At 71.1% G+C, this 13819-nt stretch carries 12 protein-coding genes; 4 read left to right on the top strand and 8 right to left on the bottom strand.

The genetic code is table 11. The features are described from left to right. Nucleotides 1–8 precede the first annotated feature (8 nt). Entirely contained in the window at nt 9–1544 is a 1536-nt protein-coding gene (locus ACFPYL_RS00470) for a DUF1800 domain-containing protein (RefSeq protein ID WP_379149260.1), read from the bottom strand. A 131-nt stretch (nt 1545–1675) separates the two neighbouring features. Between ACFPYL_RS00470 and ACFPYL_RS00475 the strand changes: the two genes are divergently transcribed. Then, the gene (locus ACFPYL_RS00475) at nt 1676–2581 is read left to right on the top strand and encodes a GNAT family N-acetyltransferase (RefSeq protein ID WP_379149262.1); all 906 of its coding nucleotides are present in this window, start codon (nt 1676–1678) and stop codon (nt 2579–2581) included. Here ACFPYL_RS00475 and ACFPYL_RS00480 read toward each other — a convergent pair whose 3' ends face one another. Both ACFPYL_RS00480 and ACFPYL_RS00485 read right to left on the bottom strand, forming a co-directional pair. Next, nucleotides 2582–3853 carry a DUF1501 domain-containing protein gene (locus ACFPYL_RS00480; protein WP_379149263.1) on the bottom strand — a complete coding sequence of 424 codons (1272 nt, stop codon included), beginning with the start codon at nt 3851–3853 and terminating at the stop codon, nt 2582–2584. It lies immediately after the preceding gene. Between the two features lie 17 nt (nt 3854–3870). Then, nucleotides 3871–5583, bottom strand: a complete 1713-nt coding sequence (locus ACFPYL_RS00485) for a DUF1800 domain-containing protein (protein ID WP_379149265.1) — start codon at nt 5581–5583, stop codon at nt 3871–3873. Nucleotides 5584–5717: 134 nt separating this feature from the next. Between ACFPYL_RS00485 and ACFPYL_RS00490 the strand changes: the two genes are divergently transcribed. Further along, nucleotides 5718–6683, top strand: coding sequence for an LLM class flavin-dependent oxidoreductase (locus ACFPYL_RS00490; protein ID WP_379149267.1), 966 nt, complete (start codon nt 5718–5720; stop codon nt 6681–6683). Between the two features lie 20 nt (nt 6684–6703). Then, nucleotides 6704–6994 (top strand): DUF1330 domain-containing protein, encoded by a 291-nt coding sequence (locus tag ACFPYL_RS00495; RefSeq protein WP_379149269.1) that lies wholly within the window; start codon nt 6704–6706, stop codon nt 6992–6994. 5 nt (nt 6995–6999) lie between these two features. Here ACFPYL_RS00495 and ACFPYL_RS00500 read toward each other — a convergent pair whose 3' ends face one another. Together ACFPYL_RS00500 and ACFPYL_RS00505 are read right to left on the bottom strand one after the other, a co-directional pair. Next, nucleotides 7000–7581, bottom strand: coding sequence for a hypothetical protein (locus ACFPYL_RS00500; RefSeq protein WP_379149271.1), 582 nt, complete (start codon nt 7579–7581; stop codon nt 7000–7002). Next, nucleotides 7578–8792, bottom strand: coding sequence for an acyl-CoA dehydrogenase family protein (locus ACFPYL_RS00505; protein WP_379149272.1), 1215 nt, complete (start codon nt 8790–8792; stop codon nt 7578–7580). Before ACFPYL_RS00505 ends, ACFPYL_RS00500 begins: the two co-directional genes overlap by 4 nt. 130 nt (nt 8793–8922) lie before the next feature. Here ACFPYL_RS00505 and ACFPYL_RS00510 point away from each other — a divergent pair, with 130 nt between their 5' ends. Next, nucleotides 8923–10620, top strand: coding sequence for a cholesterol oxidase substrate-binding domain-containing protein (locus ACFPYL_RS00510; RefSeq protein WP_379149274.1), 1698 nt, complete (start codon nt 8923–8925; stop codon nt 10618–10620). A 3-nt stretch (nt 10621–10623) separates the two neighbouring features. Here ACFPYL_RS00510 and mctP read toward each other — a convergent pair whose 3' ends face one another. The 3 genes from mctP to ACFPYL_RS00525 all read right to left on the bottom strand — a co-directional run bounded on the left by mctP (nt 10624) and on the right by ACFPYL_RS00525 (nt 13761). Further along, nucleotides 10624–12264 (bottom strand): monocarboxylate uptake permease MctP, encoded by a 1641-nt coding sequence (gene mctP / locus ACFPYL_RS00515; protein WP_379149276.1) that lies wholly within the window; start codon nt 12262–12264, stop codon nt 10624–10626. After that, on the bottom strand, nt 12261–12566 hold the full coding sequence (locus ACFPYL_RS00520; protein ID WP_379149277.1) for a DUF3311 domain-containing protein: 306 nt from the start codon (nt 12564–12566) through the stop codon (nt 12261–12263). Before ACFPYL_RS00520 ends, mctP begins: the two co-directional genes overlap by 4 nt. 103 nt (nt 12567–12669) lie before the next feature. Next, complete coding sequence (locus ACFPYL_RS00525) at nt 12670–13761, bottom strand: hypothetical protein (RefSeq protein ID WP_379149278.1); 1092 nt, start codon at nt 13759–13761, stop codon at nt 12670–12672. Nucleotides 13762–13819 lie beyond the last annotated feature (58 nt).

Below are 13819 nucleotides of genomic sequence, written 5' to 3' on the forward strand. Positions count from 1 at the left end.
TCTCCTGGTCAGCGCTGGTAGAAGGTCGGGCTGTCGAGGATGGTGGCGACGACGCGCGGCCAGGCGTCCTCGAAGAGCTCGGCGCCGCGGCGGATCGGGGCGTCGGGGCGCAGCCCGGCCGCTTGGCAGCAGGCCTTGAGCAGGTCCGCCGTCGAGGGCCGCTGGAGCAGCCGCCGCGACATGTGGTCGACCAGGTCGCGGAAGAGCATCGGCCGCGTGCGGGACCGGTTGGTGGGCATCCACGAGCGAGGGCGCGGGAACGACACCGCGTCGCCGGGCCACCAGCCGTTGATCATGTCCCAGTGGAAGGTCATCGAGGCGAGCGCCCGGGTCGGTGACGACCACGACGCGTTGTCGACCGGCTGGCCGTCCGGCCGCGGCCAGGTGAGGGGTGCGAGTCCGAGGGAGGCCGTCTGCCAGTAGACCTGGTTGGCGGCCGAGGCGTCGCTCCTCGGCTTCTTCACGCCGACGCCCAGCACCCGGTAGGTCGCGAGCACGTCCTCGTCGCCGTCGCGCACCTTCTTGTCCACCGACGACTTGAACTCCGGCGAGCGGACCAGTGCCTGGAGCACGGGCGGGATCGCGGTGTCGTGGGCGAGGTAGGTCGCGGCCAGCCGGTCCACGAGGGAGGCGGGCACGGTGTCGCTGACGAACGCCTTGACCAGCTTGGTCGCGATCCGACGAGCGGTGGCGGGGTGGTGCGCGAGGTAGGAGAGGTAGGCGTCGGTGACGGCCTGGCCGTCGGCCTCGGCGTTCGGGTGCGAGAAGCCCATCACCTGCACCGGGCCGGTCCAGTGGTCCTGGGCGGAGTAGTAGGGGTCCCAGGTCTTGTAGAGGTCGGCCCGGTGACCGGTCAGGATCCGTGCCGAGTTCTTGACGTCCTCCTCGGTGTAGTTGCCGAGGCCGACCGTGTGCAGCTCGAGCAGCTCGCGACCCTGGTTCTCGTTCGGGTGCGCCTTCGTGGAGCCGGCGTTGCCGAGGAACATCAGCATCGCCGGGTGGGTCGAGGCGCCCTTGAGCAGGTCCTCGAACCTGCCGAGCGCGTGCTGGCGGATCACGTCGCCGTACGAGATGCGGTAGACGAAGATGTTGTCGGCGTTGGTGGCGACGTGGAAGTGGTTCTCCCAGAACTCGGTCATCACCTCGAGCACCTGGCGCGGCGAGACCATCCGGCGCATCATCACGCGGTTGCCGTAGTCCCACATGACCTCCCAGCCGCCGCGGACGCCGCCGCTGGTGCGGTTCCAGAGGTCGAGCGACTCCCGGTGCAGGTCGGGCCACCAGTCGCAGAGGTTGTCGGCGCTGCCGTCGTACGCCGTGGCGAGCTGCTTGTCGAACCACGCGAGGTGGCCGCCGGCGGCCCGGACCTCGGCGGCCAGCTGCGGCGAGATGCCGTAGCTGAAGCGGTTCACGAGGTGCCGCGCCGGCTCGCGCAGCACCTCGGTGCGCGGGTAGCGCCCCGGGCGGTAGGAGACCTTCCGGTCCAGGGTCGCCGCGAGGGCGTGCCTGCGCGAGGACGCGTCAGTGATCTGCTCTGTGGTCATCTCGGACGTCCGTGTCCTTTGTGATCGATATCCGTGTCGAACACTCCTCCGATCGGCGAGAGCGACGGGGGTCTGAGGAGTAGCCGTAATTCGGCGGACGCGACTGGACGGCTTCCGCGACACTGGCGTGCATGCCTGACCCGATCGCCCTGCCGGACGGCCTGACCGGCCGCCCCCTCGTGATGTCCGACTCCCGCGCCGTCTACGAGGTGATGGCCGCCCAGGAGCTGCACGACACGGGCGAGGTCGCCATCGAGGAGGCCGACATCGTCAGCGACTGGCAGCGCCCGTCGTACGACGTCAGCGCGGGCACCTTCGGCGTCTTCGACGGCGAGCGGCTGGTCGCGTACGCCGAGCACATGGGCGCCGACCGCGGCGACGCGGCCGTGCACCCCGACCACCGCGGTCGCGGCATCGGGACCGCGCTCGCCGCGTGGATGCAGCAGCAGGCCCGAGCGGCAGGCGCCACCGAGGTCGGCATGCCCGTGCCCCGCGGCTCCGCCGGCGACCGGCTGCTCGAGGCGCTCGGCTACCGGGTGCGCTGGGAGAGCTGGGTGCTCCAGCTGCCCGAGGGTGCCACCGTCCCCGACCGCGCGCTGCCGGACGGCTACACGATCCGGGAGGCGACGGTCGACGACTACCCGGCGTGCTGGACCGTGCTGGAGGACGCGTTCCTCGAGTGGTCGGTGCGCGAGCGCGAGCCCTTCGACGACTTCCTCGCGCGCACGGTGCAGCGACCCGGCTTCCAGCCCTGGAACCTCCGCCTGGTGGTCGACCCCGACGGCGAGGCGGTCGGCGCGACCGTCGTCCTGCTCTACGGGACCGAGGCGTACGTCGACCGCCTCGCCACCCGCAAGGACCAGCGCGGCCGGGGCATCGCCCAGTCGATGCTGGTGGACGCCTTCGCAGCAGGACGTGCCCACGGTGCCGTCACGTCCGGGCTCAACACCGACTCCCGCACCGGTGCGCTCGGCCTCTACGAGAAGGTCGGCATGCGGGTCACGCAGACCTGGGTGAACCGCGCGATCGGCCTGTAGCTACAGGCTCGTCATGAAGCCGAGGCTCTCGGGGGCGAACCCAGGGAAGACCGACGCGACGCTCGCCGAGGTGCGGGTCCGCACGACCTCCGCGAGCACGCTGCGGAAGTCGGTCGTCACCGGCACGTCGGCGTCGACGGTGTTCTGCAGGCCCGGCCAGCGGCCGTAGTAGCGGCCGCCCTTCACGCCCGCGCCGGCCGCGAACATCACGTTGCCCCAGCCGTGGTCGAGACCGCCGGTGCCGTTCTCCTGCACCCGGCGGCCGAACTCGCTGAGGGTCACCAGGGTGACCCGGTCCGCCATCGCGCCGAGGTCGGCGAAGAACGCCGCGATCCCCGAGGCCAGGTCGGTCGCGTTGCGGTGCATCCACTGCCCGGCGACCGGCTTGCCGAGACCGACGTGCATGTCCCAGTTGCCGCTGTCCACGGTCACCGCGGACACGCCCAGGTCGGCGCGCAGCGTGCGGGCGACCGCGGACAGCGCCTTGCCGAGGTCGCTGTTCGGGTACGACGCGACGTGGTCGGCCTGCGCCTTGGCCGGCCCGAGGTCGACGACGGCGTCCAGGGCGGTCCGCGCCGCGCGTCCCATCGGCGAGGGCGAGCCACGCCACAGGGTGCTCAACGAGCGCATCCGGGTGCCGTTCGGGTCCCACTTGTCGGCGCCACCGATCGTCGCGGTCTCGAGAGTGCGGAAGGACATCGCCGGCTCGGGGCCGAGCAGCGAGGCCGGGAGCCCGTTGCCGACGGCCAGCGCCTCCAGGGTCGAGTCCGAGGTCGTCGAGCCGACCAGGCGGTTCAGCCAGCCCACCCGGGCCGCCGTACCGGGATCGGCGTCCTCGATCTCCTCCATCGCGGAGAAGTGGGAGCGGTTCGCGACCGGCAGGCCGGTGGCGTGGATGGCCGCGAGCTTGCCGGCGTTCCACAGCGGCAGCATCGGCGCGAGCGCGGGGTGCAGCCCGAAGGTGGCGTCGGTCGCGAGCAGCGACCCCACCGGGACCGCGATGCCCGGCCGGGCCGCGTAGTACGCCGCCTCGCGGTAGGGCACCACCAGCGAGAGCCCGTCGGCGGCGCCGCGCAGGGAGAGCAGCACGACGACCGAACGGGCCGGCGTCGCCGCGTCCGCCTCTCGGCGCGAGTCCATCGTCACGATCGTGGAGCCGAAGGCCATCGTCGCACCGGCGAGCGCGGCACCTCGGAGCACGCCTCGACGGGTGGCGGCGACCGGCGCCCGGTCCGGGCAGCCGCAATCGGGTACGGCGGTCGGGTGGTTCATCGGAGATCCCTTGCTGGTCATCGGGCGTAGAACTCGGGGCTGTCGAGGAACACGGCCACGAGCCGCGGCCACCGCCAGTCGTAGATGTCGCTGGAGGCGGAGACGGTGCTCGTCGGCTTCTGCTCCGCGGCCTCGCAGCACGCCTGGAGCAGCCCGGCGGTGGACGGACGCTGGAGCAGCAGCCGCGACAGGTGGTCGACCAGGTCGCGGAAGGGGAGCGGCGTGGTCTGCGGACGCCACGAGGCTGGAGCCCGGTAGCTCGTGTCCTGCTTGGGCCACCAGCCGCCGGCGAGGGACCAGTGCACCGACATCGAGGCGATGACCCGGGTCGGGGACGCCCACGACGCGTTGTCGACCGGCTGGCCGTCCGGCCGGGGCCACGCGAACGGCGCCAGCCCGAGCGAGCCGACCTGCCACAGGATCTGGTTGGCGCCGGACTCGCTGGTGGTCGGCGGTGCCACCTGCACGCCGAGGAGACGGTAGGCGGCGGCGACGTCCTCGTCGCCGTCGCGCAGCTTCGCGTCGACGGCGGCCGCGAACTCGGCCGAGCGCACCAGCGCCTGCAGCACCGGCACGATCGCGGTGTCGTGGTCGAGGTAGACCTGTGCCAACCGGGTGACCAGCGACTCCGGCGGGGTGTCGCTCACGAAGGCGAGGGCGAGCTTGGTCGCGATCCGCCGGGCGGTGCCGGGGTGGTGGGCGAGGTAGCTGAGGTAGCGCTGCATCACGGGTCTGCCGTCGGCGCTCGCGTTGGCGTCCGAGAACCCCATCACCCGGACGGCGCCGGTCCAGTGCCACGACGTCTCGTAGGACGCGGCCCAGGTCCGGTAGGCGTCGACCTTGTAGCCGGTGAGGATCCGCGCCGAGGCCTTGACGTCGTCCTCGCCGTAGCTGCCGATGCCGACCGTGTGCAGCTCGAGGAGCTCGCGGCCCAGGTTCTCGTTCGGCTTCGTCTTCGTCGACGCGTGGGCGCCGAGGTAGAAGAGCATCGCGGGGTGCAGGACGGCGGTGGTCAGCAGGTCCTCGAAGCGACCGAGGGCCGCGGCCCGGATGAGCTCGCCGTACGACGCCCGGAAGACGAAGTTGTTGTCCGCGGCCGCCGGGACGTGGAAGTGGTTCTCCCAGAACTCCGTCATCACCTCGAGCACCTGCCGCGGCGACACGATCCGGCGCAGGGTGGCGCGGCGGGCGTAGTCGTTGCCGACCTCCCACCCGCCGCGGACCCCGGTCGAGCTGCGCTGGTAGACGTCGGCCGGCTCCCGGTGGAGATCGGGGAACCAGTCGCACAGGTCGTCCGCGCTGCCGTCGTACGCCGTGGCGAGCTGCGCGTCGAACCACGCCAGGTGGCCACCGGCCGCCCGCACGTCGTCGGCCAGGGCGGCGGTGATGCCATAGCTGAAGCGGTTGACCAGGTGCCGGGCCTGCGGGTCGAGGACCTGGGTGCGGGGGTAGCTGCCCGGGGCGTAGGTGTCGGTCGTGGCCGGGACCTGCGGGGTGATCGGCTTCGGCTTCGGCTTCGGCTTCGGCTTGGGCTTCGGCTTGGGCTTCGGCTTGGGCTTCGGCTTGGGCTTCGGCTTGGGCTTCGGCTTGGCCTTCGGCTTGGTAGGACGCTTCGGGTCCTTCTTGGGCCGGTGCTTCTTCGACTTCGGCTTCGACTTCGGCTTCGAGTGCGGCTTCGGCTTCGGCTTCGACCGCAGCCGAGCGAGCAGGGCAGAGCCGGTCGTGGACATCCGTGTCCCCCAGGAGGTGGTGCGACGAGGCCCGAGATCCGTCTCGGACAGAGCCCCGATCGGCGGCGGCCGCCCGCGCCTGAGAAGTCGCTCGGAACGAGAACAAGTTCCACCGGGTCTGGGAGGCTGGCGCCATGCCGCGCACCCAGTTCGCCACCCGCTACGACTTCCGCGCCCCGGGCGCCGACCCGGCCACCCGCCAGGAGATCTTCGCCCGCGCGGTCGAGCAGGCGGCGTACGTCGATGCCCACGGCATGGACGCGCTCATGGTCTCGGAGCACCACGCGTCGGACGACGGCTACCTGCCGAGCCCGCTGCTGGTGGCGTCGGCGTTCGCGGCGGTGACCTCGCGGGTGCCGATCACGGTGTCGGCGCTGCTGGTGAACCTCTACGAGCCGGTCCGGCTGGCCGAGGACATCGCGGTGCTCGACCACCTGAGCAAGGGCCGGGTGGCCTACACGTTCGGCCTGGGCTACCGCCAGGTGGAGTACGAACTCTACGGGCGGTCCTGGTCGGCACGCGGCGCGGAGGTCGAGGAACGGATCGCGGCGGTGCTGGACGCGTGGCGCGACGGCACCACCACGCCGGCGCCGTACTCGCAGCCGCACCCGTTCCTCTTCTACGGCGGCGGGTCGCCGGCGGCGGCGCGGCGAGCCGCCCGGCTGGGGCTCAACTTCCAGCCCCAGCACGGGTCTGCGGAGCTGAAGGCGATCTACGAGGAGACCGCCCGGGCGGCCGGTCGCGAGCCGGGCTTCGTGCTCCAGGCGCCGGACGGCGGGCCGGCCAACGTCTTCGTCGCGGAGCGGCCCGACGAGTTCTGGGAGCGTTACGGCGAGCACCTGCTCGCCGACGCCACGGCGTACCAGGAGTGGCACGGCGAGGCGGGGTCGTACGTCGTCGACCACTCGCGCACCGTCGAGGAGATGCGGGCGGCCGGGGTCTACGCCGTCTTCACCGCCGACGACCTCGTCGAACGCTGCCGCGCCGGCGAGGTCCGGCTGGTCACCAGCCACCCGGCCTGCGGCGGGCTGCCCGCCGAGCCGTCGTGGGCGAGCCTGCGCGCGGTCTGCGAGACGATCCTGCCCGCGGTGCGTGGGTAGCCGTCCGGCACGATGGCCCCATGACCGCCTACTGGATCAGCATCTACAAGGAGATCCACGACGAGGCCAAGCTCGCGGCGTACGCCGAGCTGGCCGGCCCCGCCCTCACGGGCGCCGGGGGCACGTTCGTGGTGCGCGGGCTGCCGGAGCAGACCTATGAGGCCGGCGAGACGACCCGCACCGTCGTGATCGAGTTCGACTCGGTCGAGCAGGCCACCGCGGCCCACGACAGCCCGGCGTACCAGGAGGCGCTCGCCGCACTCGACGGCGGCGCCGTCCGCGACCTGCGCATCGTGCCCGGCGTCGCGTAGCCGCCTCAGCCCGCGACGGTCGTCACGACCGCGGTGACCGACGGTCGCCTCGGCGTCGAGGAGAACCCGAACCGTGGTGTCGGGTCGACCGGCGCCAGGCGGCCGAGGTCCACGCCGTCGAAGGCGCCCCGGACCGCGACGACCTCGCGCACGTCGGTCGCGCCGTACCACTCGCGCCGGCCGTTGCCCGCCGTCCCCCGGGTGCGCACGCCGGGCAGCACGACGCGGGCGACGGGGTCCGTGACCGCGCACCACGCGGGACTCTCGGCGACGCGGTCAGGCACGAGACGCAGCAGCCGTCCGAGCCCGGTGCGACCTCCGACCTCGAGCTCGATCGACAACGACCGCGAGCTCAGGACCCAGCCGTTGACAGTGATCGACTCCACCCGCACCTCGTCGAAGGTGTACGTCGCCGCGACGAAGTCGCCGACCTCTGGTGTGGGCGCGAGCAGCACCCGGTGCCCCTCGGCGGTCTCGACCATGGCGTCGGCGAAGGCGCCGTACGGCGACTCGTCCCACCGTCCAACGACGACCCGGACGCCGCTCGTCGTGCCGACCCCGGCGATGTGCCCGCGGAAGCGGGTCACCGGATGGGCGCCCCCGAGACGGACCGCGCGATGACCAGCCGCTGGATCTCCGAGGTGCCCTCGAAGATCGTGTAGATCTTGGCGTCGCGGGAGAAGCGCTCGACGGGGTACTCGCGGGTGAAGCCGTTGCCGCCGAGGATCTGCATCGCCTCGGTCGTGACCTTGACGGCGGTCTCGCCGGCGAAGAGCTTGGACATCGAGCCCTCGGCCTTCTCGAACTTCTTGCCCTGGCGCGCCATCCACGCCGCGCGCCACACCAGCAGCCGGGACGCCTCGATGGAGGTGGCCATGTCGGCGAGCTTGAAGGCGATCGCCTGGTTCTCGATGATCGGCTTGCCGAACTGCTCGCGGGTCTTGGCGTAGTCGAGCGCCACCTCGTACGCCGCGCGCGCGATGCCGATCGCCTGGGCGCCGACGGCGGGCCGGGTGCGCTCGAAGGTCGCCATCGACGCGTTGCCGCGGGCACCGCTGCCGTCGCGGGCGCGGGCGAGGCGGGCGTCGAGCTTCTCCTTGCCGCCGAGCAGGCAGCGGCCGGGGACGCGCACGTTGTCGAGGACGACCTCGGCGGTGTGGGAGGCGCGGATGCCGTGCTTGTGGAACTTCTGGCCCTGGCTGAGCCCCTTGGTGCCGGGCGGCACCACGAAGCTCGCCTGGCCGCGGGTGCGCAGGTCGGGGTCGACGACGGCGGTCACGACGTGCACGTCGGCGATGCCGCCGTTGGTCGCCCAGGTCTTGGTGCCGTTGAGCACCCACTCGTCGTTCGCCTCGTCGTACGTCGCGCGGGTGCGCATCGCGCCGACGTCGGAGCCGGCGTCGGGCTCCGAGGAGCAGAACGCGCCGAGCTTGAGGTCGCCCGGCTCGCCGTACATCTGCGGCACCCACTCGGCCACCTGCTCGTCGGTGCCGTTGGCGCGTACGCCGGCGGCCGCTAGCGAGGTGCCGACGATCGAGAGCCCGATGCCTGCGTCGCCCCAGAAGAGCTCCTCCATGGTGATGGGGAAGCCGAGGCCGGTCTCGTCGACGGCCTGGGCGACGATGAAGTCGATCGAGTAGAGGCCCGCCTTGGCGGCCTCCTCGAGGACGGGCCAGGGGAACTCCTCCTTCTCGTCCCACTCCGCTGCTGCCGGGCGGACGACGTCCGCGGCGAACTGATGGACCCAGTCGCGCAGGTCGAGGTGGTCCTGGCCGAGGTCGAACGAAGGCTCCGTCACGGAGGCGAGGGTACCGCTCGGGCCACGGCGCACCTGGCCCGAAATGACCAGTGCGGAGCAAAACTAGAACTCGTTACAGTGACGCCCGTCACACCGGGATGTGGGATCCAGGGTGAGGGAGCACAACAGCATGATCACGAGACGCCGCCTGATGCAGGGAGCCGCCGTCGCCGGCGTGGCCGCCTGGGTCCCGTTCGAGCAGATCCCGGCCGCGCAGGCCGCACTGCCCACGCCACCGGCCTTCCCCGCCGGCATCCCGCTCTTCCAGCAGTCCTACAAGAACTGGTCGGGCGCGATCGCCGTCGACGGCGTCTGGACCTGTACGCCGAACGCGCCGGCCGACGTCGTCACGCTGGCCAACTGGGCGCGCAGCAAGGGCTGGCGGCTGCGCGCCAAGGGCAGCTCGCACAACTGGTCGCCGCTCTCGCTGGCCGCCGACGGCAGCGACGCGGCCAACGTCGTGCTCGTCGACACCAAGACCAAGCTGACCGCGATCTCCGTGGACACGGCGACGTCCCGGGTGCGGGTGCAGACCGGCGCCACGATGCTCGCGATGATGACCGCGCTCGAGAACGCCGGGCTGGGCATCACCGCCTCGCCCGCACCGGGCGACCTGACCGTCGGCGGCGTGCTCGCCATCGACGGCCACGGCACGGCGGTCCCGAAGACCGGCGAGGTCAAGCCGGCCGGCCACACCTACGGCTCGATCAGCAACCTGGTCCAGCAGATCACCGCGGTCGTGTGGAACGCCCCGACCTCGTCGTACGTGCTGAAGACCTACCAGCGCAACGACGTCGAGGCCGGCGCGCTGATGGCGCACGTCGGCCGCTCGTTCATCACGGAGGTGGTGCTCCAGGCCGGCGCCAACCAGCGGCTGCGCTGCCAGAGCTGGTTCGACATCCCGGCGACCGAGCTCTTCGCTCCGGCGGGGTCGGGCGGCAAGACCTTCGAGAGCTACCTCAACTCCGCGGGCCGGGTCGAGGCGATCTGGTTCCCCTTCACGCCGAAGCCGTGGCTGAAGGTGTGGAGCGTCGCGCCCTCCAAGCCGATCTTCTCCAAGCAGGTCAACAGCCCCTACAACTACACGTTCAGCGACAACCTGCCGCAGTCGATCTTCGACCTGTCCGCCCAGATCATCGGCGGCAACCCGGCGGCGGTCACCGACTTCGGCACGCTCAACTACAACATCGTGGCCGCGGGCCTGGTCACCACGTTCACCTACGACATCTGGGGCTGGTCGAAGAACCTGCTCCTCTACGTGCGCCCGACGACGCTGCGGGTCACCGCCAACGGCTACGCGATCCTGTGCAGGCGCGCGGACGTCCAGCGGGTCATCCAGGAGTTCACGTTCCGCTACTCGACCCGGCTCAACGACTACCGCCAGCAGGGCAAGTACCCGATGAACGGCCCGGTCGAGATCCGGGTCACCGGCGTCGACAAGCCCGGCGACGTCGGGGCCACCCGGTCGCCTCAGATGTCCGCGCTGCGCCCCCGGCCCGACCACCCCGAGTGGGACTGCGCCGTCTGGCTGGACATCCTCACGCTGCCGGGCACGCCGTACGCCGACGAGTTCTACGCCGAGATGGAGCAGTGGATCTACAGCAACTACGCGTCGTACGCCGACGTGCGCCCCGAGTGGTCGAAGGGCTGGGGCTACACGTCGTCCGGCGCCTGGACGTCCGGGACGGTCGTCGACACCACGGTGCCGAACACCTTCCGGACCGGCTACCCGCTCAACGACAACTGGGACTCGGCGCGGGCGATGCTGGACATCCTGGACCCGGCGCGGGTCTTCAGCAGCGCCTTCGTCGACCGGCTGCTGCTGTAGGTCTCATGCGTGCGCCGGCGCCTCCGGGTGGAGCTCCTCCTCCACACCGGGGTCGCCGGCATCGGCATGGAAGTCCTGCGGGCGGGTCTGGTCGACACCCTCGTCGACCTTCATCGCACGCAGCACGACGGTGAGCACGACAGCCACGAGCAGGTTGACGAGGACCGCGACGACCGCGATGTAGACCTTGGTCTCCGTCCCGGGGAAGTTCACCAGCGGACCACCGAAGTGGTCCTGCACCGGCGACTTCACGCCGTACGCGAGCCAGGTGCCGTAGGCCATGCCGGCCGCCCAGCCGGCGAACAGCGCCCACCGGTGCATCCACCTCGTGTAGAGCCCGATCACGATCGCGGGCAGCGTCTGGAGGATCCAGACCCCGCCGAGCAGCTGCAGGTTGATCGCGAAGTCCTTCGACAGCGCGAGCACGAAGACCAGCGCCCCGAACTTCACCAGCAGCGAGACCAGCTTGCTCTGCGTCGCCTCCTGCTTCGGGGTGGCCTGCCGGTTGATGAAGGCCCGGTAGACGTTGCGGGTCCACAGGTTCGCCGCCGCGATCGACATGATCGCCGCCGGCACCAGCGCGCCGATCACGATCGCCGCGAACGCGACCCCCGCGAACCACGGGCTGAACTGGTCCTCGAAGAGCTGCGGGACGGACTGCTGCGGGTTGTCGACCTTCACGCCCGCCGCGATCGCGACGAAGCCGAGGAGGGCGAGCAGCCCGAGCAGGAAGGAGTACGCCGGCAGCAGCGCCGCGTTGCGGCGGATGACCGAGCGGCTGCGGGTCGACAGCACCCCGGTCACGGAGTGCGGGTACATGAAGAGCGCCAGCGCCGACCCGAGCGCGAGCGAGGCGTAGGCCCACTGGAGCGGCTGCGGCGGCATGGTCGCCTTCGGTGCGGCCTGGCCGGCCGCGATCGCGTCGGCGTTCTCGGTGTTGAAGTCGGCGAACCCGTTGGTGACCGTGGAGAAGATGTGGTCCCAGCCGCCGATCTGCGACGGGATGTAGAAGACCGCCACCAGGATCACGATGTAGATCAGCGTGTCCTTGACGAAGGCGATCAGCGCCGGGGCGCGCAGCCCGCTGGAGTAGGTGTACGCCGCGAGCACCACGAACGCGATGAAGAGCGGCAGGTCCTTGACGAACCAGTTGCCGGTGTCGGTCCCGATGCCCATCACCTGCAGCACCACCTGCATGCCGACGAGCTGGAGCGCGATGTAGGGCATCGTCGCGAGGATGCCGGTCAGCGCGATCACCAGGGCGAGGCCGCGGCTGTCGTAGCGGCCCTGCACGAAGTCGGCCGGCGTCACGTAGCCGTGCCGGTGGCTGACCGACCAGAGCCGGGGCAGGAAGAGGAAGATCAACGGGTAGACGACGATCGTGTAGGGAACGGCGAAGAACCCGACCGCGGAGCCGGCGTACAGCGTCGCCGGGACGGCGATGAACGTGTACGCCGTGTAGATGTCGCCACCGATGAGGAACCAGGCGATGAACGTGCCGAAGCCGCGACCGCCCAGCCCCCACTCGTCGAGGCTGTCCAGGTCGGCGCGGCGCCAGCGTGCGGCGGCGAAGCCGAGCACGGTGACCAGCAGGAACAGGAAGATGAAGACGCCGAACACGACGCCGTTGACGTTGTCGATCACCGCGCGTCACCGGCCTTGCGATCGGCAGCGGTGCCGTCGGGCTCCGGTGGGAGCCCGTGCCGCACCCGGTCTCGGCGGTCCGCCTCCTTGGCGATCAGGTAGGCCGGCAGCGTGAGCGCGACGGCCAGCAGGATCAGCGCGAACTGGAACCAGTAGTAGAACGGGAAGCCGAGGAAGGTCGGGTCCTCGCGGTCGTAGAGCCCGACCCACAGCGGCAGGACCACCGCCGGGACGAGCAGGACGTAGACGAGAGCCCAACGGCTCGACGAGGACGGGCCGCTGCGTGCGGGCGCGTCGGACATGGACACCTCCGAGATAGGTGGCGAGCGGTGGTGACGCGCGTCACCACCGGAGAGCCCCTACCCACTCGGTGTCGTCCGAACACCCCGCGGACGGCGGGTCAGGTCAGGGCTTGACCTGCTTGCCGGTCCGGGAGTTCACGCACAGGGCGCCGAGGTGGACGTTGGGCGAGCCGCCGGCGCCGTTCCAGAAGGAGAAGGCGCGCGTCTTGGGCCGCGGGTCCATGCCGAGGAACCAGGTGTCCCACACGTTGTCGATCCAGAACGCCCCGACCGCCGCCTTGCGGCCGTAGTAGCCCGGCTTGTCCTGGTCGCAGGTGAAGGTCCGCTCCTGCTTGGTCTGCCACCAGTTGAGCGTGCGCTCGTAGCCCGGCCAGCCGTTCGGCTCGAAGCTCATCGCGATGACGTGCTGGTGGTTCTTGACCACGCCGGGCGGGTTGGCGGCCTGCACGCGCTTCGACAGGCAGCGGCCGTAGACCGTCACCTCGGGCGTCGTGTCGCCGACGTAGTGCACGAACTGCCACGACCAGCTGCGGCCGCTGGTCTGCGGCCAGCTGCCGACCAGGCGGCCGATGTCGTCACCGGTGAAGTTGAAGCCCGGCGCCGACATGTACTGCCCGGACGGGCAGGTCTTGTTGAAGACGTGGCTGTCGACGAAGTCCGTGGTGCCCGGCGCGGTCGGGTGGTAGGCCTGGGTCAGGACGTTGCCGACCACGATGTTGTGGTCGTGGCCCTCGTTCGCCGCCGTCTGGCCCTTGATGCAGGTGAGGAAGAGCTTCACCTGGGCGTTGCCGTAGGCGTCGTTCTCCAGCGAGAAGTGCCAGGAGCGGTCGCTCGACGAGTCGGGGTACGACGCGAGCGCGTAGACGTCACGCTCGTCGTTGTAGGTGCCGAGGTCGGAGTCGTTCTCGTCCTCGTCCGGGTCGGGGTTGTACTGGTCGACGTGGTCGACGCGCCACATCCCGTCGAGCGCGATGTCGCCGCTGTTGCAGCTGAGGACGGTGTCGAGGGTGTCGTCGGGGTACTCCCCCGACAGGTCGACGTGCTGCTCCACCTTGTAGATGGTCACCTCGTGCTTGCGTGGCCCGACGTTGGCGGCGTCGGCCGGTGCGGCGATCGCGGCGACGGCCAGCGGTGCGGCGAGGGCAGCGGCCGCAACGGCGGCGAGGATGGGTCGGGTCCGAGCACGAGCCGTCATCACGACGATCTCCCTTGGGCGCAGTAGGCGGGCGTTGAGCAACGTCTGGTCCCGAGAT

The sequence above is a fragment of the Nocardioides hankookensis genome, from assembly GCF_042658885.1.
Lineage (GTDB): Bacteria > Actinomycetota > Actinomycetes > Propionibacteriales > Nocardioidaceae > Nocardioides > Nocardioides hankookensis.

Excerpts from the sequence above, each read along its gene's own strand:
- ACFPYL_RS00470 (WP_379149260.1), bottom strand. The coding sequence starts at position 1,544 with ATGACCACAGAGCAGATCACTGACGCGTCCTCGCGCAGGCACGCCCTC.
- ACFPYL_RS00475 (WP_379149262.1), top strand. The coding sequence starts at position 1,676 with ATGCCTGACCCGATCGCCCTGCCGGACGGCCTGACCGGCCGCCCCCTC.
- ACFPYL_RS00480 (WP_379149263.1), bottom strand. The coding sequence starts at position 3,853 with ATGAACCACCCGACCGCCGTACCCGATTGCGGCTGCCCGGACCGGGCG.
- ACFPYL_RS00485 (WP_379149265.1), bottom strand. The coding sequence starts at position 5,583 with ATGTCCACGACCGGCTCTGCCCTGCTCGCTCGGCTGCGGTCGAAGCCG.
- ACFPYL_RS00490 (WP_379149267.1), top strand. The coding sequence starts at position 5,718 with ATGCCGCGCACCCAGTTCGCCACCCGCTACGACTTCCGCGCCCCGGGC.
- ACFPYL_RS00495 (WP_379149269.1), top strand. The coding sequence starts at position 6,704 with ATGACCGCCTACTGGATCAGCATCTACAAGGAGATCCACGACGAGGCC.
- ACFPYL_RS00510 (WP_379149274.1), top strand. The coding sequence starts at position 8,923 with ATGATCACGAGACGCCGCCTGATGCAGGGAGCCGCCGTCGCCGGCGTG.
- ACFPYL_RS00520 (WP_379149277.1), bottom strand. The coding sequence starts at position 12,566 with ATGTCCGACGCGCCCGCACGCAGCGGCCCGTCCTCGTCGAGCCGTTGG.
- ACFPYL_RS00525 (WP_379149278.1), bottom strand. The coding sequence starts at position 13,761 with ATGACGGCTCGTGCTCGGACCCGACCCATCCTCGCCGCCGTTGCGGCC.